General features: G+C 73.3%; 28 protein-coding genes and 1 tRNA gene. 21 read left to right on the top strand and 8 right to left on the bottom strand.

Annotation, left to right across the window (positions count from 1 at the left end; genetic code table 11):
* Positions 1 to 209: 209 nt before the first annotated feature.
* The 12 genes from AW16_RS0101050 (at position 210) to AW16_RS0100995 (ending at position 10,897) form a co-directional block, all read left to right on the top strand.
* A complete protein-coding gene (locus tag AW16_RS0101050; protein ID WP_029287376.1) occupies positions 210 to 1,181 on the top strand; it encodes a heme o synthase in 972 nt (323 codons plus the stop codon).
* A 37-nt stretch (positions 1,182 to 1,218) separates the two neighbouring features.
* Positions 1,219 to 2,220, top strand: a complete 1,002-nt coding sequence (locus AW16_RS0101045; protein ID WP_081861383.1) for a site-specific tyrosine recombinase XerD — start codon at positions 1,219 to 1,221, stop codon at positions 2,218 to 2,220.
* Between the two features lie 58 nt (positions 2,221 to 2,278).
* Positions 2,279 to 3,094 carry a ParA family protein gene (locus AW16_RS0101040; protein WP_231495920.1) on the top strand — a complete coding sequence of 272 codons (816 nt, stop codon included), beginning with the start codon at positions 2,279 to 2,281 and terminating at the stop codon, positions 3,092 to 3,094.
* Complete coding sequence (locus tag AW16_RS0101035; protein ID WP_034647884.1) at positions 3,078 to 4,049, top strand: ScpA family protein; 972 nt, start codon at positions 3,078 to 3,080, stop codon at positions 4,047 to 4,049. The genes AW16_RS0101040 and AW16_RS0101035 overlap by 17 nt, the downstream gene beginning before the upstream one ends.
* Entirely contained in the window at positions 4,046 to 4,756 is a 711-nt protein-coding gene (gene scpB, locus AW16_RS0101030; protein WP_051681548.1) for an SMC-Scp complex subunit ScpB, read from the top strand. The genes AW16_RS0101035 and scpB overlap by 4 nt, the downstream gene beginning before the upstream one ends.
* Positions 4,753 to 5,622: a pseudouridine synthase gene (locus AW16_RS0101025; RefSeq protein WP_051681547.1), complete on the top strand. Its 870-nt coding sequence runs from the start codon at positions 4,753 to 4,755 to the stop codon at positions 5,620 to 5,622. Before scpB ends, AW16_RS0101025 begins: the two co-directional genes overlap by 4 nt.
* Complete coding sequence (locus tag AW16_RS0101020; protein WP_029287364.1) at positions 5,619 to 6,728, top strand: prephenate dehydrogenase; 1,110 nt, start codon at positions 5,619 to 5,621, stop codon at positions 6,726 to 6,728. Before AW16_RS0101025 ends, AW16_RS0101020 begins: the two co-directional genes overlap by 4 nt.
* Positions 6,710 to 7,438 (top strand): (d)CMP kinase, encoded by a 729-nt coding sequence (gene cmk / locus AW16_RS0101015; RefSeq protein WP_029287362.1) that lies wholly within the window; start codon positions 6,710 to 6,712, stop codon positions 7,436 to 7,438. Before AW16_RS0101020 ends, cmk begins: the two co-directional genes overlap by 19 nt.
* 86 nt (positions 7,439 to 7,524) lie before the next feature.
* The gene (locus AW16_RS0101010) at positions 7,525 to 8,136 is read left to right on the top strand and encodes a 1-acyl-sn-glycerol-3-phosphate acyltransferase (protein ID WP_231495905.1); all 612 of its coding nucleotides are present in this window, start codon (positions 7,525 to 7,527) and stop codon (positions 8,134 to 8,136) included.
* A 48-nt stretch (positions 8,137 to 8,184) separates the two neighbouring features.
* Positions 8,185 to 9,690, top strand: coding sequence for a ribosome biogenesis GTPase Der (der, locus tag AW16_RS0101005; protein WP_029287358.1), 1,506 nt, complete (start codon positions 8,185 to 8,187; stop codon positions 9,688 to 9,690).
* Positions 9,687 to 10,760, top strand: a complete 1,074-nt coding sequence (locus AW16_RS17410; RefSeq protein ID WP_231495904.1) for a hypothetical protein — start codon at positions 9,687 to 9,689, stop codon at positions 10,758 to 10,760. The genes der and AW16_RS17410 overlap by 4 nt, the downstream gene beginning before the upstream one ends.
* Before the next feature lie 63 nt (positions 10,761 to 10,823).
* A tRNA-Pro gene (locus tag AW16_RS0100995) sits at positions 10,824 to 10,897 on the top strand.
* A gap of 93 nt (positions 10,898 to 10,990) precedes the next feature.
* On the opposite strand, the gene AW16_RS17930 is transcribed toward AW16_RS0100995, so the two are convergent.
* Positions 10,991 to 11,356, bottom strand: a complete 366-nt coding sequence (locus AW16_RS17930) for a tyrosine-type recombinase/integrase (protein WP_197021515.1) — start codon at positions 11,354 to 11,356, stop codon at positions 10,991 to 10,993.
* Between AW16_RS17930 and AW16_RS0100985 the strand changes: the two genes are divergently transcribed.
* On the top strand, positions 11,355 to 11,606 hold the full coding sequence (locus AW16_RS0100985) for a hypothetical protein (RefSeq protein ID WP_029287355.1): 252 nt from the start codon (positions 11,355 to 11,357) through the stop codon (positions 11,604 to 11,606). The two genes, AW16_RS17930 and AW16_RS0100985, sit on opposite strands and share 2 nt — an antisense overlap.
* On the top strand, positions 11,603 to 11,980 hold the full coding sequence (locus AW16_RS16690; RefSeq protein ID WP_034647882.1) for a ribbon-helix-helix domain-containing protein: 378 nt from the start codon (positions 11,603 to 11,605) through the stop codon (positions 11,978 to 11,980). The genes AW16_RS0100985 and AW16_RS16690 overlap by 4 nt, the downstream gene beginning before the upstream one ends.
* Positions 11,981 to 12,288: 308 nt before the next feature.
* On the opposite strand, the gene AW16_RS0100975 is transcribed toward AW16_RS16690, so the two are convergent.
* From AW16_RS0100975 to AW16_RS0100960, 4 genes are all read right to left on the bottom strand, one after another.
* The gene (locus AW16_RS0100975; protein ID WP_034647879.1) at positions 12,289 to 12,792 is read right to left on the bottom strand and encodes a hypothetical protein; all 504 of its coding nucleotides are present in this window, start codon (positions 12,790 to 12,792) and stop codon (positions 12,289 to 12,291) included.
* Positions 12,793 to 12,880: 88 nt separating this feature from the next.
* Positions 12,881 to 13,300, bottom strand: coding sequence for a hypothetical protein (locus tag AW16_RS0100970; RefSeq protein ID WP_029287351.1), 420 nt, complete (start codon positions 13,298 to 13,300; stop codon positions 12,881 to 12,883).
* A 21-nt stretch (positions 13,301 to 13,321) separates the two neighbouring features.
* Positions 13,322 to 14,239, bottom strand: coding sequence for a polysaccharide pyruvyl transferase family protein (locus tag AW16_RS17405; RefSeq protein ID WP_051681546.1), 918 nt, complete (start codon positions 14,237 to 14,239; stop codon positions 13,322 to 13,324).
* 76 nt (positions 14,240 to 14,315) lie between these two features.
* The gene (locus AW16_RS0100960; RefSeq protein WP_029287347.1) at positions 14,316 to 15,077 is read right to left on the bottom strand and encodes an SDR family oxidoreductase; all 762 of its coding nucleotides are present in this window, start codon (positions 15,075 to 15,077) and stop codon (positions 14,316 to 14,318) included.
* 101 nt (positions 15,078 to 15,178) lie between these two features.
* On the opposite strand from AW16_RS0100960, the gene AW16_RS0100955 reads away from it, so the two are divergent.
* Genes AW16_RS0100955 through AW16_RS0100945 form a run of 3 tightly spaced genes read left to right on the top strand, consistent with a single transcriptional unit; the run spans position 15,179 to position 17,517 of the window.
* Positions 15,179 to 16,021, top strand: coding sequence for a helix-turn-helix transcriptional regulator (locus AW16_RS0100955; RefSeq protein ID WP_029287345.1), 843 nt, complete (start codon positions 15,179 to 15,181; stop codon positions 16,019 to 16,021).
* Positions 16,022 to 16,054: 33 nt separating this feature from the next.
* Positions 16,055 to 16,720 carry a FadR/GntR family transcriptional regulator gene (locus AW16_RS0100950; protein ID WP_029287344.1) on the top strand — a complete coding sequence of 222 codons (666 nt, stop codon included), beginning with the start codon at positions 16,055 to 16,057 and terminating at the stop codon, positions 16,718 to 16,720.
* Positions 16,717 to 17,517, top strand: a complete 801-nt coding sequence (locus AW16_RS0100945; protein WP_029287342.1) for an ABC transporter ATP-binding protein — start codon at positions 16,717 to 16,719, stop codon at positions 17,515 to 17,517. Before AW16_RS0100950 ends, AW16_RS0100945 begins: the two co-directional genes overlap by 4 nt.
* 2 nt (positions 17,518 to 17,519) lie before the next feature.
* Here the strand turns inward: AW16_RS0100945 and AW16_RS0100940 are convergent, their stop codons facing one another.
* On the bottom strand, positions 17,520 to 18,113 hold the full coding sequence (locus AW16_RS0100940; protein ID WP_029287340.1) for a methylated-DNA--[protein]-cysteine S-methyltransferase: 594 nt from the start codon (positions 18,111 to 18,113) through the stop codon (positions 17,520 to 17,522).
* Positions 18,110 to 18,616 carry an RNA polymerase sigma factor gene (locus tag AW16_RS0100935; RefSeq protein ID WP_029287338.1) on the bottom strand — a complete coding sequence of 169 codons (507 nt, stop codon included), beginning with the start codon at positions 18,614 to 18,616 and terminating at the stop codon, positions 18,110 to 18,112. Before AW16_RS0100935 ends, AW16_RS0100940 begins: the two co-directional genes overlap by 4 nt.
* A gap of 96 nt (positions 18,617 to 18,712) precedes the next feature.
* Here AW16_RS0100935 and AW16_RS0100930 point away from each other — a divergent pair, with 96 nt between their 5' ends.
* The 4 genes from AW16_RS0100930 (at position 18,713) to nusB (ending at position 21,134) form a co-directional block, all read left to right on the top strand.
* Positions 18,713 to 19,351: a hypothetical protein gene (locus AW16_RS0100930; protein WP_034647876.1), complete on the top strand. Its 639-nt coding sequence runs from the start codon at positions 18,713 to 18,715 to the stop codon at positions 19,349 to 19,351.
* A 119-nt stretch (positions 19,352 to 19,470) separates the two neighbouring features.
* Positions 19,471 to 19,935 carry a hypothetical protein gene (locus tag AW16_RS0100925; protein ID WP_029287335.1) on the top strand — a complete coding sequence of 155 codons (465 nt, stop codon included), beginning with the start codon at positions 19,471 to 19,473 and terminating at the stop codon, positions 19,933 to 19,935.
* A 217-nt stretch (positions 19,936 to 20,152) separates the two neighbouring features.
* Positions 20,153 to 20,716, top strand: a complete 564-nt coding sequence (efp, locus tag AW16_RS0100915; RefSeq protein WP_029287331.1) for an elongation factor P — start codon at positions 20,153 to 20,155, stop codon at positions 20,714 to 20,716.
* Between the two features lies 1 nt (position 20,717).
* On the top strand, positions 20,718 to 21,134 hold the full coding sequence (nusB, locus tag AW16_RS0100910) for a transcription antitermination factor NusB (RefSeq protein ID WP_029287330.1): 417 nt from the start codon (positions 20,718 to 20,720) through the stop codon (positions 21,132 to 21,134).
* Between the two features lie 81 nt (positions 21,135 to 21,215).
* On the opposite strand, the gene AW16_RS0100905 is transcribed toward nusB, so the two are convergent.
* On the bottom strand, positions 21,216 to 23,498 hold the full coding sequence (locus AW16_RS0100905; RefSeq protein WP_231495903.1) for a bifunctional diguanylate cyclase/phosphodiesterase: 2,283 nt from the start codon (positions 23,496 to 23,498) through the stop codon (positions 21,216 to 21,218).
* Positions 23,499 to 23,545 lie beyond the last annotated feature (47 nt).

The following is a 23,545-nucleotide window of genomic DNA, read 5'->3' as shown; positions in this document are numbered from 1 at the left end:
GACCGTGCCCGTCGAGCCTATAGCGCAGGTGGCCGGGTCCGCCGGTCGTGACCACCGCCGCGGCGAGCGACAGATCTCACACGCGCGAAAGGGTCGAAAGGCCCGTGGCTCGGGTGCCGGGGGACCGGCAGGCCGTAGCATGGCAGCGCGACATTCCCCCCACCCGCGCCGGCGGCCCGCCCGTCCGGACGACGAACGGATAGCTGCGCGTGCGCCTCACCAGTCCCCTGTCGGTCGACGACGCCGGAGCGTCGGCCGCGCCGACCGCGAGGACGGGCTCGGCGGCAGGACGCCGCACGTGGCGGACGGTCGTGGGGCCGTACGTCGCGCTGACGAAGCCCCGCGTGATCGAGCTGCTGCTCGTCACGACGGTCCCGACGATGATCCTGGCGCAGGGCGGTCTGCCGTCGCTGTGGCTCGTGCTCGCGACCCTCGTCGGCGGTGCGGCGGCAGCGGGCTCGGCCAACGTGCTGAACTGCTACCTCGACCGCGACATCGACCAGGTCATGCACCGCACCAAGCGGCGTCCGATCGTCACCGGCGAGGTCTCGCCGCGCGCGGCGCTCGTGTTCGGCCTGCTGCTCGGTGCGGGTTCGCTCGCGTGGCTCGCAGGGTTCGTCAACGCCGTGTCGGCGCTCCTGACCGCGGTCGCGATCCTCATCTACGTCGTCGGCTACACGATGATCCTCAAGCGCCGCACGCCGCAGAACATCGTCTGGGGCGGCGCGGCGGGCTGCATGCCGGTGCTCATCGGCTGGTCCGCGGTGACGGGCGGCCTGCACTGGGAGGCGGCGGCGCTGTTCGGCGTCATCTTCTTCTGGACACCTCCGCACTACTGGCCGCTGTCGATGAAGTTCCGCAACGACTACGCCGCGGCGGGCGTGCCGATGCTGCCGGTGGTCGCGGCCGACGCGAAGGTCGCGCGCGAGATGGTGGCGTACACGCTCGCGATGATCGCGTGCTCGCTCGTGCTCGTGCTGAACCCTGACCTCGGGTGGGTGTACGGCGTGAGCGCCGCGGTGCTCGGCGTGTGGTTCCTGTGGACGTGCATCGCGCTGCTGCGACGCGCGCAGGACCCGGAGCACGGCAAGCTCCGCGAGATGAGCGTGTTCCACGCGTCCATCACCTACCTGACCCTGCTGTCGGTGGCGATCGCGGTCGACGTCTTCCTTCCCCTCTGACGCCCGGTCCGGGCGACGACAGGACGGGGCGCGCGGCGTGGCGCAGGAGCAGGCGGTCGACGACGACGGGGTGCTCGGCGAGCAGCTCGAGACGTACCTCGCCCATCTCGCGGTCGAGCGCGGGTTGTCCCAGCACACGCTCGCGGCGTACCGGCGCGACCTCGTGCGGTACGCGGCGTACCTGCGCGTGCGATCGCGCTCGACGCTCGACGGCGTCGGGGAGCAGGACGTCGCCGACTACGTCGTCGCGATCCGCAGCGGCGCCGACGGGGGGACACCGCTGTCGGCGTCGTCGTCGGCCCGCGCCGTCGTCGCGGTGCGCGGCTGGCACCGGTTCGCGGTGCTCGAGGGCGTCGCCGGCACCGACCCCGCGCGTGAGGTGCGCCCGCCCGCGCAGCCGCGCAGGCTGCCCAAGGCGATCGGCGTCGACGAGGTCGCGCGCATCCTCGATGCCGCGGGACTGGGCGACGGTCCCGTGCCGCTGCGCGACCGGGCGCTGCTCGAGCTCGTGTACTCCACCGGCGCCCGCATCTCCGAGGCCGTCGGGCTCGCGGTCGACGACGTGGACCTGACGCCGGACCTCGCCTCGGTGCGGCTGTTCGGCAAGGGACGCAAGGAGCGCGTCGTGCCGATGGGCAACGTGGCCCGCGACGCGGTCGAGGCGTACCTCGTGCGAGCACGGCCGGCCCTCGCCGCGGGCGGTCGCGGCACGGCGACCGTGTTCCTCAACACCCGGGGCGCGCCGCTGTCCCGGCAGAGCGCGTGGGCCGTGCTGCGGACGGCGGCCCTGCGGTCCGGGATCCCCGACGCCGAGCGCGTGTCCCCGCACACGCTGCGGCACTCGTTCGCGACCCACCTGCTCAACGGGGGCGCGGACGTCCGCGTGGTGCAGGAGCTGCTGGGGCACGCCTCGGTGACGACGACGCAGATCTACACGCTCGTCACGGTGGAGTCCCTGCGCGAGGTGTACGCGCAGTCACACCCGCGTGCCCGCAGGACGTCCGTGGCGCAGCGGTCCGACGAGGCCTCGCGCCGGTAGGGTGTGCGGCGTGGTGAGCCAGCTGTCGACCCAGGACCTCGACGCCGTCGGACGACCGATGCCGGTCTTCCCCGAGCCGTCCCCGTTGGCGTCCCACGGGCCCGCGCGCGTGATCGCGATGTGCAACCAGAAGGGTGGCGTCGGCAAGACGACGACCACGATCAACCTGGCCGCTGCCCTCGCCGAGTACGGGCGTCGCGTGCTCATCGTCGACTTCGACCCGCAGGGCGCCGCGTCCGTCGGCCTGGGCGTGAGCCCGCACGAGCTCGAGCGGACCGTCTACAACCTGCTGATGGAGCGCGACGCGCACATCTCGGACCTCATCCGTCCGACGGCCACCGAGGGCCTCGACCTGCTCCCGGCCAACATCGACCTGTCCGCGGCCGAGGTGCAGCTCGTCGGCGAGGTCGCGCGCGAGTCCGTGCTGTCCCGCGTGCTGCGGCCGGTGCTCGACGACTACGACGTGATCCTCGTCGACTGCCAGCCGTCGCTCGGCCTGCTCACCGTCAACGCGCTGACCGCTGCCCACGGCGTGCTCATCCCGCTCGAGTGCGAGTTCTTCGCGCTGCGCGGCGTCGCGCTGCTCGTCGAGACGATCGAGAAGGTGCGGGACCGGCTCAACCCCCGTCTGCAGGTCGACGGCATCCTCGCGACGATGTACGACTCGCGCACGCTGCACGCGCGCGAGGTCGTGGCGCGCGTGCACGAGGCGTTCGGCGACACGCTCCTGCACACGGTGATCGGCCGGACCGTGAAGTTCCCGGACGCGACCGTCGCCGCGGAGCCGATCACCACGTACGCGCCGTCGCACGCCGGCGCCGCGGCCTACCGGCAGCTCGCGCGTGAGCTCGTCGCCCGTGGCGACGCCGCCTGACGCGCAGGCGCCCGCCGCGACCGTTGCCGCTCCGGACCGGCGGGACCCGTCGACGGCGCCGACAGCGCCTGCGGCCCCCGCCGGCACGGCCGGGTTCGAGGTGCACCTCGACAACTTCTCCGGCCCGTTCGACCTGCTGCTCGGCCTCATCGCGAAGCACAAGCTCGACATCACCGAGGTCGCCCTCGCGCGCGTGACCGACGAGTTCATCGCCTACATCCGCGCCGCCGAGGCCGCGTGGGACCTCAACCGCGCGTCGGAGTTCCTGGTCGTCGCGGCGACGCTGCTCGACCTCAAGGCCGCGCGCCTGCTGCCGTCGGCCGACGTGGAGGACGCCGAGGACCTCGAGCTCCTCGAGGCGCGCGACCTGCTGTTCGCCCGGCTCCTGCAGTACCGCGCGTACAAGCAGGTGGCGGCGGACCTCGCGGAGCGGTACGCGTCCGAGGGGCGCCGGTTCCCGCGCGTCGTGCAGCTCGAACCGCACCTGGCCGCGCTGCTGCCGGAGCTGGTCTGGCAGATCGGCCCCGACCAGCTCGCGGCGCTGGCGGCGAAGGCGCTCGCACCGAAGGCGCCGCCGCCCGGCGTCGACATCAGCCACCTGCACGCGCCGGCGGTCAGCGTCCGCGAGCAGGCAGCGGTGCTGGTGGACCGGCTGCGGCACTCGGGCGCCACGACGTTCCGTGCGCTCGTCGCGGACGCGGACGGGACGATCGTGGTCGTCGCCAGGTTCCTGGCGTTGCTCGAGCTGTTCCGCGAGGGAGCCGTGGGTTTCGACCAGGTGACGCCACTCGGTGAGCTGACGGTCCGCTGGACGGGCTCGGCCGAGGGCGACGTCGAGGTGTCCGACGACTTCGACCAGCTGGACACGACGGCAGGCGGGGCAGGCGAGACGGCCACGGGCGACGCGCCCGACGAGACCCACGCGCCCGACGAGGCACCGGGAGAGGACGCATGAGCGAGAACACCCAGGCACCGCAGGCCGACGCGGCCGTCGACGGACCGGCCGACGCCCCGGACGACGCCGCCGCGACGCAGAACCCGGCCGCCGACGAGCTCGCGTTCGACGTGGCCGACCTCCCGGGCGGCGCTCTCGCTGCGCTCGAGGCGGTGCTCATGGTCGCCGACGAGCCGATCTCGGCGGTGCGCCTCGCGACGGTGCTCGCGCTCCCGACCGACGAGGTCGAAGCATTGCTCGCGGAGCTCGCGGCGGACTACCGGGGAGAGCGCGGTGGGCGTGCGCGAGGGTTCGAGCTCCGCTTCGTCGGCGATGGCTGGCGTGTGTACTCGGCCCCGGTGTACGCGGACGTGGTCGCGCGCTTCGTGCTCGACGGGCAGAGTGCCCGGTTGACCCAGGCGGCGCTCGAGACGCTCGCCGTGATCGCGTACCGCCAGCCGGTCACGCGCGGGCAGGTCTCCGCGGTGCGCGGTGTGAACGTCGACGGCGTCGTGCGCACGCTCACGGCGCGCGGGCTCGTCGCCGAGGTGGGCACCGACCCGTCGAGTGGCGCGCTCCTGTACGAGACCACGGGATACTTCTTGGAGCGCATGGGCCTGGCGGGTCTCGACGACCTGCCGCCCCTCGCCCCGTACCTGCCGGATCTCGACGCCCTCGACGGCGTCGACGCACCGGACCGCAGCCAGACCCCCCGGGAGACCCGATGAGCCCCCAGCCGCACCGCGGAGGACGCAAGCCCGCCCAGGGCGCGCGCAAGCCTGCCTCGCGAGGCGGTGCGCCGGCAGGCCGGACGCCCGCCCGCCGTGGGCCACGGCCCGCGCCCGAGCCGCAGATCGACGTGCACGACCCCGACGGCACACGCCTGCAGAAGGTGCTCGCCGCCGCCGGCCTCGGTTCGCGCCGCGCGTGCGAGGACCTCATCGCGACGGGGCGTGTCACGGTCGACGGCCAGACGGTGCGTGAGCTCGGCGTCCGCGTCGACCCGATCAGCGCGGTGATCCATGTCGACGGGCTGCGCGTGCAGCTCGACACGTCGATGATCACGATCGCGCTCAACAAGCCCAAGGGCGTCGTCTCGACGATGCACGACCCGGAGGGGCGCCCGACGATCGCGCAGTACGTCGCGAACCGCGAGGAGCGGCTGTTCCATGTGGGCCGCCTGGACGCGGACACCGAGGGCCTGATCCTGCTGACGAACGACGGCGACCTCGCGAACCGGCTGAGCCACCCGTCGCACGGTGTCGCCAAGACCTACCTGGCCGAGGTCGAGGGCAAGGTCACGGCGGGCCTCGCGGCGCGTGCGGCGAAGGGTGTGGACCTCGAGGACGGCCGGGTCGAGATCGACCGCTTCCACGTCGTCCAGGCGCTCTCGCACCTGAGCCTCGTCGAGATCACGCTGCACGAGGGCCGCAACCGTGTGGTGCGCCGGCTGTTCGACGAGCTGGGTCACCCGGTGACCAAGCTGGTGCGCACGAGCATCGGCCCGGTCCGCCTCGGCGACCTCAAGCCCGGCCGCACCCGCGTGCTGTCCAAGACCGAGCTGGGCTCGCTCATGTCGCAGGCGGGGATGTGAGCGCAGCGACCCGCGGACCCGTGCGGGTCGTCGGGACCGGGCTGCTCGGTGCGTCCGTCGGCCTCGCGCTGCGTGCGGAGGGCGTGGACGTCGTGCTCGACGACCCGTCGCGCACCGCGCTGGCGCTCGCGCGCGACGTGGGCGCGGGCCGGCCCGCCACGGCGGAGGACGACGAGCCCGCGCTGGTGCTGGTCGCGGCGCCGCCGGACGTGACGGCGGCCGTCGTCGCCGCGGAGCTCGCGGCGCACCCGCACGCCGTCGTGACGGACGTCGCGAGCGTCAAGGGCCACGTGCTCGACGAGCTGCGCGCGAGCGGTGCGGACCTCACCCGGTACGTCGGCTCGCACCCGATGGCGGGCCGCGAGCGCTCGGGACCGTCGGCCGCGGTCCCCGACCTGTTCCTCGGACGTCCCTGGGTCATCGCGAGCTCGGGGGAGTCGTCCGACGAGGCGGTCCTCGCGGTGCGTGCGCTCGCGGTCGACCTCGGTGCGGTCCCCGTGGTCCTCGACGCACGGCGGCACGACGAGGCGGTCGCGCTCGTCTCGCACGTCCCGCAGGTCATGTCGTCGCTGGTCGCGGCGCGCCTGGAGCACGCCGACGACGTCGCGCTCGGGCTCGCCGGGCAGGGGCTGCGCGACGTGACCCGCATCGCGGCGTCGGACCCCGCCCTGTGGACCTCGATCCTCGCCGCGAACGCCGGTGCGGTGCGGGACGTCCTCGTCGCGCTGCGCGACGACCTCGACGTCGTCGTCGATGCCCTGGGCCGGGCCGACGAGGCGAGCGGCCCCGAGACCGTCGCGCCCGGTGTCCTCACCGCGATCGCGGGTGCGGTCGCGCACGGCAACGCGGGCGTCGCTCGCATCCCCGGCAAGCACGGCGGTGCGCCGCGTCGGTACACGGTGGTCACGGTGCTGGTGCCGGACGCCCCGGGTGAGCTCGCCCGGCTGCTGACCGAGGTCGGCGAGGCCGGGATCAACCTCGAGGAGCTGGTCCTCGAGCACGCCGCCGGCCGACCGGCCGGCATGGCGCACATCTCGGTGCTGCCCGGCGGCGCCGCGCACCTCGAGGCGGAGCTGACGGCCCGCGGATGGAGACTGGTGAGTTGAGCACCCCCGACCTGAGCACCCCGCTCGTCGTCGCGATCGACGGTCCCTCGGGGTCCGGCAAGTCCAGCGTGTCGCGCGCCGTCGCCCGTGAGCTGGGGCTGGCCTACCTCGACACCGGCGCGATGTACCGCGCCGCGACGTGGTGGTGCCTCGAGCAGGGCGTCGCGCTCGACGACGCCGAGCGCGTGGCGGACGCGGTGCGCGCGATGCCGCTCGTCATGGGCGTCGACCCGGCCGCGCCGAGCGTGACGGTCGGCGGCACCGACGTGGGCGCCGCGATCCGCGAGACCGCGATCTCGGCGGCCGTGAGCTCGGTGGCGACCAACCTCGACGTCCGTGCCGAGCTGCGTCGGCTGCAGCGTGTGGCGATCGACGTGGAGCGCGCCGACGGCTCGTTCTCGCAGGGCCGGGGGATCGTCGCGGAGGGCCGTGACATCACGACGGTCGTCGCTCCCGACGCCGACGTCCGTGTGCTGCTCACCGCGTCCGAGGAGGCGCGGCTCGCTCGTCGCGCCCTCGAGGTCCACGGTGCCGCGGACGCCGCGTCGGTGGCCGCCACGCGCGACCAGGTGCTGCGCCGCGACGCCGACGACTCGACCGTCGTGCAGTTCCAGGTCGCTGCCGACGGCGTCGTGACCGTCGACTCGTCGCACCTCGACTTCGACCAGACCGTCCAGGCGGTGCTCGCCGTCGTGGCGTCGCGCGCCTGACGGTGGCCGCCTCGGGAGCGCCGACGCTGCCCTCCCCGTGGGGTCCGCGCTGGTCCCGCTGGGTCGGACGGTTCCTCGCGCGCGTCGTGTGGGACACGCGGGTCGTCGGTGCCGAGCACGTGCCCGACGACGGACCGGTGCTGCTCGCCGCCAACCACACGGGCCTGCTCGACGGCCCGATCCTGCTGGGCGTCGCGCCACGCGGCGCGCACATCCTGGTCAAGGAGCAGATGTTCGTCGGGCCCGTCGGATGGGTGCTGCGTGCCGCGGGTCAGGTCCCGGTCGACCGGGACGGCGGCCGGGCCGCGCTCACCACGGGGCTCGGCGTGCTGCGCCGCGGCGACGTGGTGGGCATCTTCCCGGAGGGCAACCGCGGCCGGGGTGACGCCGCCGGTGCCCGGGCCGGCATCGCGTGGCTCGCGCTCAACGGCGGGGCGCCCGTGGTCCCCGTGGCCGTGCTCGGCACGCGCCGCACGGGGGAGTCGGTCAACCACCTGCCGGGCCTGCGACGACGGCTGCACGTCGAGTTCGGGCCGCCCGTGACGGTCGAGCGCGCACCCGGTCGCACAGGGCGGGAGGCGTTGGCCGACGCGAACGAGACCGTGCGCGCGGCGCTCACGGCGGTCGTCGCGCGGGCGGTCGCGTCGTCCGGCATCGAGCTCCCGACCGACGACCCGCTGCGTGAGCGGGGTCACTGACGCGGGCGTGGTTCGTCGTCCGGGCCCGCCGTCAGGGACAATGGCCCCATGAGCGAGACCGATCCCGACCTGGAGCTGCTGGACGAGAGCAGTGACACCGCCCTGGTGCTCCCCGACGAGAGCGGCGACGCCGACCGCGAGCGCGCCCTGCGCGCGGGGCTCGACGAGTACGACCTCGAGGACGACGACCTCGCCCTCCTGCACGGCTTCGCCGACGACGAGGACCGCGAGCCCGAGGCTGCGCTGCCGGTTCTCGCCGTCGTCGGGCGGCCGAACGTCGGCAAGTCGACGCTCGTCAACCGGATCATCGGCCGCCGCGAGGCGGTCGTCGAGGACAAGCCGGGCGTGACGCGCGACCGCGTCAGCTACCCCGCCGAGTGGGCAGGACGCCGGTTCACGCTCGTCGACACGGGTGGCTGGGAGGTCGACGTCGCGGGCATCGACCGCCGCGTCGCCGAGCAGGCGGAGGTCGCGATCGCGCTGGCCGACGCCGTGGTGTTCGTCGTCGACGCGACCGTGGGTTCCACGGACACTGACGAGCGCGTCGTGCGCCTGCTGCGCCGCGCGGGAAAGCCCGTGGTGCTGTGCGCCAACAAGGTCGACGGGCCCGCGGGCGAGGCCGACGCCGCCGCGCTGTGGGGCCTGGGCCTCGGCGAGCCGTACCCGGTCTCCGCGCTGCACGGACGCGGCACGGGCGACCTGCTCGACGCGGTGCTCGACGTGCTGCCCGAGGTCTCCGCGCACGGCGTGGTGCTGCCCGACGGACCGCGCCGCGTGGCGCTCGTCGGCCGGCCCAACGTCGGCAAGTCCTCGATGCTCAACAAGCTGCTCGGCAAGGAGCGCGTCGTGGTCGACTCCGTGGCCGGGACCACCCGTGACCCGGTGGACGAGCTCGTCGAGCTGCGGGGCAAGCCGTGGGTGTTCGTCGACACCGCGGGCATCCGGCGCCGCGTGCACCAGACGTCCGGCGCTGACTTCTACGCGTCGCTGCGCACGCAGGCCGCGATCGAGAAGGCGGAGGTCGCGGTCGTGCTCGTCGACGCGTCGACGAAGATGACCGAGCAGGACACGCGCGTGATCTCGCAGGTCGTGGACGCGGGCCGTGCGCTCGTCATCGCGTACAACAAGTGGGACCTCATGGACGAGGACCGCCGCCCGTTCCTCGAGCGTGAGATCGAGCAGGACCTGGTCCAGGTGCAGTGGGCGCCGCGCGTCAACGTCTCGGCCCGCACGGGCTGGCACACCGACCGCATGGTGCCTGCGCTCGAGCGCGCGCTGGACTCGTGGGACACGCGCATCTCGACGGGTCGGCTCAACGCGTTCCTGGGCGAGCTGGTCGCGGCGCACCCGCACCCGGTGCGCGGCGGCAAGCAGCCGCGCATCCTTTTCGCCACGCAGGCCTCGACACGGCCGCCCCGGTTCGTCATCTTCACCACGGGCTTCCTCGACCCCGGCTATCGCCGGTACATCGAACGCCGCCTGCGCGAGACGTTCGGCTTCGAGGGCTCGCCCATCTCGATCTCCGTTCGGGTCCGGGAGAAGCGCAAGCGGTGAGCGGCCCGCAGCCCGGTCCGCAGCACGAGGTGCACGACCCGGACGAGGTCCGGCACCGTAACCTGCTGCTGCGGATCGGCCTGCCCCGCGACCCGTCGGGATCGCGGCACGTCGCGGCGTTCGTCGTCGTGACGGTCGCGACCGTCCTGCTCACGCGCGCGCTGCTCGCGGCGACCGGCTACCCGCAGGTCGGCGGCAGCAGCGGGCTGCACATCGCGCACGTGCTGTGGGGCGGCCTGCTCATGGGCATCGCGCTCGTGCTGGCGATGTCCTACGCGGGGCCGGTCGTGCGGCCGGTCGTGTCACTCGTCGGCGGCGTGGGCTTCGGGCTGTTCGTCGACGAGATCGGCAAGTTCCTCACCGCCGACAACGACTACTTCTTCGCGCCGACGCCCGCGCTCATCTACGTCGTCGCGATCGCGCTCCTGCTGCTCGGCGAGGCGCTGCAGCGTCGACGTGGCTGGCACAGCAGCGAGTCGCTCGCGGCGGCGGTCGACGAGGCGGTGGCCGGCGTCGCCGGCGGCCTCAGCGAACGCGCACGTGACCGTGCGCTGCGCCGGCTGCCCGACGAGCATGTCGCGGGAGCCCCCGAGGCGCGCGCGCTCATCGAGGCGATCCCGGCCGACGAGCAGGAGCTGCCGAGCCTCGTGGGTGCGGCGGCTCGTCGCGTCGAGAGCGCCGCGCGCCGGCTGCTCTCGGGCGCCCGCTGGCTCGGGCCCGTCGTCGCGGGACTCGTCGTCGTCGCCGCCCTCGCCGCGATCGGGTGGGCGATCGCGCTGCACGACCCGATGTTCGCCGCGATCGGCGTGGGCGTCGGGGGAGTCGCGCAGCTCGTGCTCGCGGGCATCGGCGTCCGCTCGTCACGCGGCGTGCCCGCCTTCGAGTGGTACCGGCGGTCGCTGTACGTCGGCCTGCTCGTCACGCAGCCGTTCCTGTTCCGGCTCGTCGAGTGGGCGGCGACCGTCGGGCTCGTGGTCGGGATCGTGCTGCTCACGCTCGTCGCGGCCGAGCTGTACGTGCTGACCGGGGGAGACGCGCGAGCGCAGGGCGAGGTGGCGCCCCACCGTTGAGCGGGCGCGTGTCCGAGACCGGCGCCGGTGTGGGGTAGAGTTTCCGAGGCCCCGCGGGGCCATCGGGCTGTGGCGCAGCTTGGTAGCGCACTTGACTGGGGGTCAAGGGGTCGCAGGTTCAAATCCTGTCAGCCCGACCGATGAAGTAGCAGGTCAGGGGCGGTTTCCGGAAGGACGGAACCGCCCCTGATCGCGTCTCGCAGGCGAGCGAGGAGTCACGCGATGCCGGTTCACCCGAGGCCCAGCGCCACGGCCGCTGCTCCGACCGCGTCGCGAGCAGCAGCCTCTGACGCGTGCCCGTAGATGTCGATCGTGATGTTGATCGCCTCGTGACCGGCTAGCCGCGACACGACGGACATAGGGACGCCTGCGTTGACCATGCTCGTCAACGCGGTATACCGAGTGGCGTGCAAGGAACCTCCGACGCCCGAGGGTTCCGCGAGTGTCGAGAACCATCGGCTTACGTTTCGCGGATCGAGTGGTGTGCCCGCATCCCGCACCACCTGCAGCGGTCCGCTGAGCAGGCTGCATTGCGTCGGTGAGGTTGTGCCGCCGTCTATCGGGCGTAGGTTTCTGTATGACAGTATTCCTGTCATGCGCATCCGGGTCAGCCGCTCGGCACGCAAGCACCTGCTCTCCAGCGCGCGGATCGCCCAAGCGCTTCGATCCGCTGAGCTGCAACACACCACGGGCGACGCCCGCACCTACTACGGAACCACCGATGACGGCATCGAACTCGAGATGATCCTTGTCCCCGACGACAAGGCACCCGACGGGAACCCCGAGGACGCGTGGACCGTCATCCACGCGATGCCACGCAAGTGGCGCGACAGGAGGAAGTCATGAGCACCCAGCCCCCCGACGGGCACCGCATCCCTCCGGACGCCGTGATCATCGCCTCCGACCTTGACCGCGAGGACGTCACCTACCACGGCAAGCGGCTCACCGAACAGCGCGCCCGCCGCGTCGCGCTGGGGGTGCGCCTGGGCATTCCGTCCCCGCGCAAGGCGCCCACCACAAGCAAACGCGCAGGGCGCCCATCGCTGACCGGCAAGATCGGCGCCCACACGCCGCCGATCACTGTCCGCGTGCCGGACGATCTCCGAGCCCGGCTTGACGCCCGTGCCGACGACGACGGCGTCGGCCGCTCTGACATTGTCCGCGCCGCCCTCGAGCAGTATCTCGAAGCCGAGCACGGCCACCATCCGACCGCCCACTAGCACTTCCGCCCGGCCCGGCCCGGGTTTTCCTTCCGGGCAGCGTCGAGTGTGCACCGTGCTCGCCTACCCCCCCCGGGGCCAGCGGGTTGTCCCGGTGAGGTCCGATCGGGGCGATCGATGCGGCGAGTGTCTGGATCGGCGCCGGTTTCGGTCGTTCAACTTCTCGCCCGCGGTTGGTGCGTCGTGGGTGCCGGGGGTGGGGCGGGGGGAGTGCCGCGTGGCGGTCAGGATGGCCGCGTGGGCCGGTTGTGGGTTGGCTTGGTGCGGGTTGGCGTTTCAGGCCGGGACGTGGGCGTACGTGGGCTCGGCTACAGGAGGGCGCCGAGGGTCCCTGCGATGACGCTGAGCCCGACGAGTACGAGGCCCCAGAGCTCGACGCGAGCCGAGCCGGTGATCGTCTCGACGGTGAGTGCGCGGGCCTCGTCGATCCGCTTCGAGAGCGCGTCGTTGCGCTGCCCGAGCTCGACTTCGTGAGCGATCGCGAGTTCGTCGAGCTGGCGGGTGATCGCGACGAGCGCGTCCACACGTGCAGCGAGCTCGGCCAGGGTCTCCGGTCGATCACCTATGGCCGACATGGCCTCGAAGTCGATGACCGGGCGCCCGTACATGCTGCTGCCGTTCCACCGAAGTCGTGGACCCTGACCTGGCCGGAATCGCCGCCGCCACGCGTCGGCGACTTTCTGCGGGACGAACACGGACCGGGTGGGCTGGTGCTGGCGCAGGTCCGCGTACACGATGCGGCCCGCGACGACGGTGCCCACGAGCGAGAGCACGAGCCCGACCCAGGTCAAGACGGCGCCAAGCGTGTCCATGCTCGCGACCGTAGCGGCCGACGGCTATGCCAGAGGAGGGTTCCGGGCGCCCGTCCGAAGCGCGCGCGCAGGTCGCGCCGCCGTCAGATCAGTCGCGATCGTTGAGGGCACCGATGCCACACCAGGGCTCACCGCGGGAGGTCCACCGAGCGTGGCCGTCGACGAGTGCGGCCTCGAGCACGGTCCGCCCCTTCTGCGTGTCGACGCACGGCCACGGCCTGCCCGTCTCGTCTGCGACGAAGTCCTGAAGGATCGAGGCGATCTCGACGAGCGCGCGGTCGCAGTCGTCGGCGACTTCGTCGAGGGCCGTGACGTTCTGCCCGACGACGAGCAGAGGGCGCAGCTCGTACGAGCCTGGCAAGGTCCACGAGGCAGGGTCAGCGACGAAGGGTGCGGCAGCCTCGGGCTGCCTCGGGTCGAGAACGACGATGTGCGGACCGGCGTGCTCGACCGGGGTGCCGCGGAAGTCGCCGAGCACCCGGCCGAGCACGTCGATGAAGTCGATCACGCAAGCAACACGACGAAAGTGTCAGTTCTTCGACTTGAGGAACGGCGCCGCGCGCAGCAGCTTCGCGTAGTTGAACGTGATCGGCCGCGCGTCGAACGTGAACGCCTCCTTGAGCACCTCGACCGTGAGCGGCTGGGCCGCCGGGTCGAACCGCACGGGGTAGCGGTGCTTGCGGACCGACGCGAAGTAGTCGTGGAACTTGAACTCGCCGCCGCGCGGGGTGCCCGACGCGAGCCACGCGCTCGGGATGCCGTACGCGTCGGACACGATCAACCCGTGCAGCGACGACGTCACGATGCGCTTGCACGTGAGCATCTCGTCGATGACGCGTTCGATGTCGCCCGAGCCGTAGTCGATGACGCGCACCCCGGGGCCCACCTCGGCCTCGGCCCACGAGCGCTCGGACCAGCGCACGATGACGCCGACCTCGTAGGTGGGCTTGATGTCGGGGAGGTAGTACAGCGGGGCGAGGAGCGCCGGGTCGCCGTAGACCTCGGGGCAGCGGCCCTTGGCGTGCAGCACCTTGGCCCGCGTCAGCGGACCGCGCACGGCGGTGTACCGGGCGTGCGGCGTGACGCGCGCGCCGGCCTCGGTGCCGAACGAGCCGGTGCCCCAGACGATCGACTGGTCGCCCGCGCGGCCGAGGATCGAGCCGACAGCGACGTACGCGGGCTCGTCCTTCGTCGCGAGCGTCACCTCGCGGCCGGTCATCTTGCGCAGCAGCCACGGCGACAGGAGGTCGCCGAAGTTGACGTGGTTGTCCCACCAGACCAGGGGGACGGAGCCGTCGGGACGCAGCAGCAGGTCCTCGCGCACGGTGAACCGGTCGAGCAGGCGCTGGTGGCGGCCCACGCCGAGGGAACGGGGGAAGCGGCGGCCGAGTCGCGTCGTCACGAAGCGACCGGCCCGCGTGCGCACGGAGCGCGTGATGTCGGTCATGGCGCACATGGTTCCATGCCCGGGGCACCGAGAGGTGCGTGGCCCGCCACGTGGGCGCGACGGGCCGCGCGGCGTGTCATCTCCCGTGCGGGTCCTGCGCGTTGAGAACCCGCACCACCTCGTCGTAGTCCCCGCGCGCCTCGCCGTACCGCAGGAACTTGACGCGCTCGACCTGCACCTCGGTCACGTCCGGCGTGGTGCGCAGGATGTGCATGACCTCGTCGACGAACTCGTCGAGCGGCATCGCGGCGTCGTTGGTCTCGTGGCCGGGCATGAGCTCGGTGCGGACCGCGGGCGGCTCGAGCTCGACGACCTCGACCGAGGTCCCCGCGAGCTGCAGCCGCAGGGACTCGCTCAGCATGTGGATCGCGGCCTTGGTCGCGTTGTAGGTGGGGGTGACGGCGAGCGGCGCGAACGCGAGGCCCGACGACACGGTCACGATCGTCGCCGCGGGGCGCTGCAGGAGGTGCTCGACGAAGGCGCCGACGAGGCGGATCGGGCCGAGCAGGTTGGTCACGACGGTCTCCTGCGCGGTCGCGAGGAACCCCGACGGGCTGCGCCAGTCCTCGGCGCGCATGATGCCCGCCATCGCCACGACGACGTCGAGGTCCGGGTGCCTCGTCAGGACCTCCTGCGCGGCGGTCGCGATGCTCGCGGGGTCCGCGGTGTCGATCTGCACGGTGCCGAGGCCGTGCTCGTCGGCGATCGCCCGCAAGCGGTCTGCCCGTCGGCCGCCGACGACGACGGTGTTCCCCTCGTGCTGGAGCGCGACGGCGAGGGTCAGGCCGATGCCGCTCGTCGCGCCAGGGATGAAGATGGTGCGTCCGGTGATCTGCATGCCCCGAGCCTCGGTGCCGAGAGCGCAGGCAACCAGGGCAGCGCACATCGGGGGACCGGCGGTCCCTGGTCCGGACGCGGGCAGTCGCGGATGCTGGAGCCATGGACCGCGCCGCCCTCGCCCAGTTCCTCCGCCGGCACCGGGAGCTCCTGCGCCCGTCGGACGTCGGGCTGCCTCCCGGGCTCCGCCGGCGCGCACCCGGGCTGCGGCGCGAGGAGGTCGCACAGCTCGCGACGATGTCCACGGACTACTACACGCGCCTGGAGCAGCAGCGTGGGCCACAGCCCAGCACGCAGATGCTCGCGTCGCTGGCCCGTGCTCTGCGTCTCACGCTCGACGAGCGCGACTACCTCTACCGCGTCGCGGGCCAGCACGTGCCCGACCGTGCGAGCGGGGCACCGCACGTCGCGCCGGCGCTGCTGCGAGTCCTGGACCGGCTCGACGGCACGCCCGCGCTGATCATCTCCGACCTCGACGAGACGCTCGCGCAGAACGCGGCCTCCGTCGCGCTGCTGGGGGACCAGACCGGGTATGCGGGACTCGAGCGCAGCGGGGTGTACCGCTGGTTCCTGCTGCCCGAGGTCGAGCGTGCCGTCTACCCGCCCGAGGACCGCGAGCGGCAGGGACGCGCCCGGGTCGCGGCGCTGCGCGTGGCCCACGGGACCCAGGGGCCGCGCTCGCGCGCGGGCGAGCTGGTCCGGACGCTGACCGCCCGCAGCGAGGAGTTCGCGCGGTTGTGGGCGCGCACCGAGGTAGCGACCCGGTTCGAGGACCACAAGGTGCTCGTGCACCCGGAGGTCGGCCGGATCGAGCTGGACTGCCAGGTGCTGTTCACCGAGGACCGCTCGCAGGCGTTGCTGGTGCTCTCGGCGCCCCCGCGCTCCGAGGCCGACGACCAGCTGCGGCTCGTGACGCTCCTGGGATCGCAGCGCTTCGTGGGATAGGCTTCACTCCTCAGACAAGTAGAGGAGTGAAGGGTGATACCGGTCCGGGGTGCGTCCCTCGCCGACCAGGCCGCCGAGGTCCTGCTCGGCCGCATCGTCGCAGGGGAGTGGGCGCTCGGTGAGCGGCTCCCAGGGGAGACGACGCTCGCTCCGCAGCTCGGTGTCGGTCGCTCGACGGTGCGGGAGGCGATCCGTCAGCTCGCGGGGCGCGGAGTGCTGCAGTCCCGCCAGGGCGCGGGGGTCTTCGTGACGGCGCTCGACGTCCCCGAGGACTGGGACGCCGTGCTCCGCCGCGTCGGGATCGTCGAGGTCGTCGAGGCGCGGGTCGCGATCGAGTCCGAAGCCGCCGCGCTCGCCGCCGTCCGCCGGACGCCGGCCGACCTGCGTGCGCTGCGCCGCGCGCTCGACGCGCGGGGCCGGGCCCACGCGACCGTCGAGCAGCACGTCGACGCCGACACCGAGCTCCACCGCCGCGTCGTCGCCGCCGCGCACAACGAGGTGCTCGCGGAGCTGTTCGACGGCTTCGTGCCGCGCGTACGCGCCGCGATGGTCACCATGCTGCGCATCCGCCCGGTCGACGACGAGGCCGACCACGAGGCCCACCGCGAGCTCGTCGACGCCGTCGCCGACCGCGACCCCGAGCGTGCCGCCCGGCTGAGCCGCACGCACCTGACCGCCCTCAAGGAGCGACTGACGTGACCGCACCCGTCCTCGAGCTCCGCGACGTGACGTTCCGCCGCGGCAGCACGCAGATCCTCGACGGCATCGACCTCACCGTGCGCTCGGGCGAGCACTGGGCGCTGCTCGGACCCAACGGCGCGGGCAAGAGCACGATCCTCGGCTTCTGCGGTGCCGTGACGCACCCGACGAGCGGCACCGTCGAGGTCCTGGGCCGCCGGCTCGGGCGCGTCGAGCTCGCCGCGCTGCGTCGCGACATCGGGCACGTCAACCCGCGCCATCCGCTGCGCTCGCCGCTCACCGTGCGCGAGGTGGTGCTCACGGGGGTCACCGGGAGCATCGAGCTGCCGATGCGGTGGCGGCCCGACCCCGTGCAGCTCGCACGTGTCGACGAGCTCGTCGCCGAGCTGGGTCTCGACGCGCTCGCCGACGCGGTGTGGCCGACGTTGTCCCAGGGCGAGCGCGGCCGCGCCCTCATCGCTCGAGCGCTCGCGGGCGAACCCCGGCTGCTGCTGCTGGACGAGCCGACGACCGGGCTCGACGTCGCGGCGCGCGAGCAGCTCCTCGAGACCATCGCGGAGCTCGCCCGGTCGGCCCGGGACATGGCGACGGTGCTGGTCACGCACCACCTCGAGGAGCTGCCCGAGTCCACCACGCACGCACTGCTGATCGCGCACGGTCGCCTGGTCGCGAGCGGGCCGATCGACGCGGCGGTGACCACCGAGACCGTCTCGACGGCCTTCGAGCACCCCATCCGTGTCGAGCGCACGGACGGGCGGTGGACCGCCCGGGCGCACCGGCGCGCGCTCGCGGGGTGACGTCAGGCGGCGGCGCCCTCGAGCGCGAGGAGCGCAGCCTTCGCGTCGGTCCCGCCGACGTAGCCGCCGAGAGCGCCGTCGGAACGCAGCACGCGGTGGCAGGGCACGACGACCGGCAGCGGGTTCGTGGCGCACGCGGTCCCCACCGCGCGCACCGCAGCCGGTCGGCCCGCGAGGGCCGCGACCTGCGCGTAGGTGGCCGTCGTGCCGAACCCGACGAGCGGCAGGCTGCGCTGGACCTCGCCCCGGAACCCGGTGGACAACGAGCGGTCGAGCGGGACGTCGAACTCACGTCGTCGCCCGGCGAAGTACTCGTCGAGCTCGCGCGCGGTGTCGTCGAGCCTGGCGGGTGCGCGCAGCACGCGAGGGCTGAGGCGTGCCGCGAGCTGTGCGAGGACCTCGTCGAGCCCCTCGCGCTCGTAGGCGACGCGGACGAGCCCCACGGGTGTCGCCGCGAGCAGGAGCGTCCCGACAGGCGTGTCGAGCGTGCGGTAGGCGACGTCGAGCAGGTCGGCGTCCGCAGCCGCCTGCTCGAGTCGGGCGTGCAGGGCGGCGAGCTCGTGGGGGCCGGGTGCCGTCAGGTCGGTGAGGTTCATCGGTGTCCTCCGCGCGTGTCGGTGGAAGTGTCGTCGGCGAGCAGCCCGTGCGTGCGCAGGCGGGCGATGCCGTCGGCGGCCGCGCGTCGTGCGGCCTCGGGCGTGCCACCGAGGAGCTCGGCGACGTCGGCGTAGGGCAGGCCGCCGAGGTGGTGGTACGCGACGGCCCGCCGCTGCTTGTCCGGCAGGGTGGCGAGCGCGGCCCACAGGTCGACCTCGGGGTCGGCGTCCCCGTGCGGCGTGTCGGGGACGGCGGCGACGGGCGCCGCTCGTCGTGCACGGCCGCGCAGCACGTCCACCGACCGGCGGTGGGCGACCGTCACGAGCCACGCCTCGATGTTGGTGCCGGCGGGCAGGTCCGGGTACGCGCGCAAGGCGGACAGGAACGTCTCGGACCACGCGTCGTCGGCATCGGCGTGCGGGCCGAGGACTGCTCGGCAGACGCGCAGCACCGTCGCGCCGTGCGTGGCGACCACGTCCTCGAAGAGCTGTCTGGTACTCATCACCCAGCAGTCGCCCGAGCTCTCACGAACGTGAGGTCCGGAAGTGAACAAGCCTTAGAGCTTGTGCAGTCAGACACAAGGTTGCACACTTGTGGCATGTTCGTCCTGACGATCGACCAGAAGGGTTCCCGACGCGGACGCGACCGTGTCGACGAGCTCGTCGACGGAACGCTACGCCCCTGGCGTGCCGGCACGCGGGCCGACGGCCTCGTGCTCGGCTTCGAGCGGACCGTGGGGGACGAGGTGCAAGCAGTGCTCGACGACGCCGGGCTCGCCGTCCGCGTCGCGCTCGACGTGCTGCGCGAGGGCGGCTGGTCGGTGGGCATCGGTGCAGGACCGGTCGACCACCCGCTCCCGACGAGCACGCGTGCCGGGTCCGGTCCGGCGTTCGTGCTCGCGCGCGCCGCGGTGGAGGCCGCCAAGGTGCGCACGCGGTCGGTCCCCGTCGCGGTGCGCGGGGCCGACGACGGGGCGGGCCGCGACGCCGAGGCGGTGCTCGTGCTCGTCGCGGCGACCGTCGAACGGCGCTCCGCGGCGGGTGAGCAGGCCGTCGCGGCGGTCGCGGGTGCGGGACCCGATGCGCGGCAGGAGGATGCCGCCGCGCGTCTCGGCATCTCCCAGCAGGCGGTGAGCCAGCGGCTCCGCACCGCGTTGTGGGCCGAGGAGCAGGCGGCCCGCTCGGCGGCCGTGCGGCTGCTGACCCTCGCGCAGGGGACGGCGCACGCGACCGTCTGACCACGCTCCGACCGCTTGCGCCGGGGTGTCGGGTGGATCGTGTCGGTGGTCTCCGCCACGATCGTCCGCAGTGGTCGCACCCCTCGCGCGAACGCGTCCCGCCTCCAGGAAGGTCATCCGTGACCGTCATCGTCGTCGTGCTCGCACTGGTCCTGTCCGCCCTGGGCGGGTGGCCCGCTGTGCGGGGCGTGCTACGCCTCGCGTCGCGGTCGTCGGACGCCGGTGCGCCGAGCACCGGGCCGCACGTGCCGCACGTGCCGCACGCGCCGCACCGCGACGGTCCCGGTGACGACCGTGAGGGGCCCGAGGCTGCGCGGCGCATCGACGGCCCCGAGAGCCCGCAGGCCCTCGCGGCACTGCGTGGCGGCACGTGGATCGGCATCCTCGAGCGCTTCGCCGTGACGATGTGCGTGCTCGTCGACGAGCCGGCGGGCATCGCGGCCGTCGTCGCCATCAAGGGCCTGGGACGCTTCCCCGAGCTGAAGGAGAACCCGGGCGCGTCCGAGCGGTTCGTGATCGGCACGCTCGCCTCGCTGGTGTGGGCGGCCGGCATCGGCATCGGCGCCCGCGCGCTGCTGGCGTGAGCAGCAAGGCGCTGAGCAGCCGCGCCCTGAGCAGCCGTGCCCTGAGCATTACAGGTGCGGCTGCAGGTACGATGGTCGGCGGCCCGCGCGCCGGCACCCGACCTCGGTCTCGCCGCGCAGCGCACCTTCGGCCCGGCGTCCGCAGCTCGTGGCGCGCCGGACGAGACCGCCGGCCCGCCCGCACGGGCCCCATGACGACGACAGGAAGCGACCCACCGTGGCCACCACGAACGACCTGAAGAACGGCACCGTCCTGCGCATCGACGGCCAGCTCTGGACCGTCATCGAGTTCCAGCACGTCAAGCCCGGCAAGGGTGGCGCGTTCGTGCGCACCAAGCTGAAGAACGTGCTCAGCGGCAAGGTCGTCGACCGCACCTTCAACGCCGGCATCAAGGTCGAGACGGCGAACGTCGACAAGCGCGACTACCAGTACCTGTACAAGGACGGCGACGACTTCGTGTTCATGGACACGGACACGTACGACCAGATCCACGTCCCCGCCGCGACGGTGGGCGACGCCGCGAACTTCATGCTCGAGAACCAGAGCGCGCTGGTCGCGACGAACGAGGGCGTCCCGCTCTACGTCGAGCTCCCGCCGTCGGTCGTCCTCGAGGTGACCTACACCGAGCCCGGTCTGCAGGGCGACCGCTCGTCGGCCGGCACCAAGCCCGCAACGCTCGAGACGGGCTACGAGATCCAGGTCCCGCTCTTCCTCGAGTCGAACACCAAGGTCAAGGTCGACACGCGCGACGGGTCGTACCTGGGCCGCGTGAACGACTGACGTGGGAGCTCGCACGAAGGCCCGCAAGCGGGCCGTCGACGTCCTGTTCGAGGCCGACCAGCGCGGCATCGAGCCCGTGACGCTGCTCGCGCAGCGCATCGCCGAGCCCGGCACCGAGGCGGCGCTGCCGCAGTACTCGGTCGAGCTCGTCGAGGGCGTCGTCGCCCACGCGGAGCGCATCGACGAGCTGCTCGCGACGCATGCGCAGGGCTGGACGATCGACCGGATGCCCGCGGTCGACCGGGCGCTGCTGCGCCTCGGCACGTGGGAGATCCTGTTCAACGACGACGTGCCCGACGCGGTCGCCGTGGACGAGGCGGTCGAGCTGGCGCGTGCGCTGTCGACCGACGACTCACCGAGCTTCGTGAACGGTCTCCTGGGCCGCATCGTCGACCTGAAGCCGACGCTGCTGGCCTGACGGCTCGCCGTCCGACGTACGAAGGGCGCCCCGCTCACGAGCGGGGCGCCCTTCGTCGTCCCACGGGCGACGCGGAGGTCCTCAGGCGAGGTGCGGCACGACGGTGACGGGGCCGGTCTCAGGTCCCCTCGGCTGCGTCGGGACGACGCGCAGGGTGCGCTGCGCCGCGTGCCACTCGGGCCCGCCCGGGCGCGGCCCGCGCACCGGGAGGGTCGGCGCGGCCCTGCCGAGGAAGTTGCCCTGCACGCGCCGGACACCGAGCTCGACGAGCCGAGCAAGGTCGGGGGAGGACTCGACGCCCTCGGCCACGACGTCGAGGCCGTGGACGTGCGCGAGCTCGAGGATCGCGCGGATGACGGATGCGCCGCGGTCGGTGCGTACCTCACGCACGAACGAGCGGTCGATCTTCAGGACGTCGACGGGCAACCGGGACAGCCGGGCGAGCGAGGAGTACCCCGTGCCGAAGTCGTCGACCGCGATCCGGGCACCGCGTGCGCGCAGCTCGGACAGCAGCGGGATCGCGGGACCGGTGCGTACCAGGGCCGACTCGGTGATCTCGAGCGTCAGGTGCTCCCAGTACGCGTCGCCCCACGCGGCCTCGATCTGCTCGAGCGCGTCCGGCTCGGCGAGCTGGCGTGCGGCGAGGTTGACCGCGACGGGGATCTGGAACCGCTCGAGGGCACGCCGCGCCTGCGACAGCATCGAGAGCCCGATCGGCACGATCAGGCCGGTCTCCTCGGCGAGCTCGAGCCAGTCCGACGGCAGGAGCAGCTGCCCGTGGTCGTCCCAGCGCGCGAGGGTCTCGACCTGCAGCACCTCGAGCGTTCGGGCGTCGACGACGGGCTGGAAGTACGCGGTGAAGTGCTCGTCGGTGACGGCGGCCTCGAGCGCAGCGCGTTGGTAGTGGCTGGCCTCCACGCGCCGGCGCAGCGCGCGGTCGTACACCCGGAAGCCCGACCGGGACCGCTTGGCCTCGAGCATCGCGAGGTCCGCGTGGCGCATGAGCGCGTCGGGGTCGATCACGTCACCGGGGGTCCACGTCGCCACGCCGACGGACAGGCGGGCAGGCCGCGCGCCGACGGTGCGGTCGACGAACCCGTCACGCAGCGAGCGCGCGAGGTGCACGAGCGCGACGTCGTCGGGCGCACGCGCGATCACCACGACGAACTCGTCGCCGCCGAGGCGTCCGACGAACCTGTCGTCGTCGCCCGCAGCGAGCGCACGCAGGTGCTCGCCGACGCGGACCAGCACCCCGTCGCCGCCTTCGTGCCCGTGCAGGTCGTTGAAGCGCTTGAAGCCGTCGAGGTCGCAGTAGACCAGGGAGACCCGCGTGCGCTCGACGTTGGCGCGCTCCACCACGTCACGCAGGTGCTGCTCGACGGCGCGGCGGTTGGGCAGCCGGGTCAGCGTGTCGGTGTAGGCCGTGCGCTCGAGGCTCTCGGTCAGCGCGTAGCGTTCGGCCGCCGCGGAGACGACCTGCGCGAGGTCGACGAGGAACGTGCGCTCGAGCGGACCCGTGACCGCGGGCGAGAAGAGCTCGGTGACGAAGCGTCCGTGGGAGATCGGGCGCAGCGAGCCCTCGACGAGGTCGTCCCCGAGCACCGAGCGGGCCTCGTCGCGTGCGCGCACGAGCAGGCTGTCGGCGTCCCGCACGAACCACGCGGCGTTGGCGAGCCGAGCGAGCGCGTCCCGCATGGCCCGACGACGGCGTGACACGTGCTGGGCCTGCCGGAGCCGGACGAGGGCGACGCTGCCGAGGCCGAACCCGAGAGGCACCGACCACAGCGCGGTGAGCATCGCGCTGAACGTGTCGTCGGGCACCAGGCCGCCCGCGGTCAGCATCGCGATCGACTCGGCCCCCGCGAGGACCAGCAGCGCGCCCAGCCTCGACACCTTCTGCGGGCCGATCGCGGCGGCGACGTACGTGATCACGACGAGCGCCACGGCGACGAGGACGCCGGTGACCACGACCGCGTGGTCGCGCCCACGGGGGGTGGTCGGCGGCCACCACCACAGGAACGCGTTGGCCGCGATGAGGACCGTGCACGCCGCGAGCCAGCCGCGCGGCGCGGGGCCGCCCCCGAGCGCGCGCGTCGTGGGGATGGCCAGCACGAGGAACACCGCGACGAGCTGGGTGTGGGCGAACTGCGCGACGTCCTGGACCGGACCGGGGGACGTGAACGCGAACAGGCCGCCGACGAGCAGCATCAGCACGATGTCCGCGCACCACGTCATCGCCCAGACCGCGCCCGTGGGCCGTTCCTCGCCGCGCCACCAGATCCACTGGAGCAGGCAGAAGCCGGCGACGAGCCCAGCCACGAGCAGCTGGACCACCGTGACCCACGTCGGCACCGTTCCGAGCACGAACAGGACATCGGCGCGCAGACCTCCCGACCTGACGTGGCAACCGG

Source organism: Cellulomonas sp. HZM, from assembly GCF_000708885.1.
Lineage (GTDB): Bacteria > Actinomycetota > Actinomycetes > Actinomycetales > Cellulomonadaceae > Cellulomonas.
Note: the sequence above shows the minus strand (reverse complement) of the source record. Positions and strands in the feature narration are given on the sequence as shown.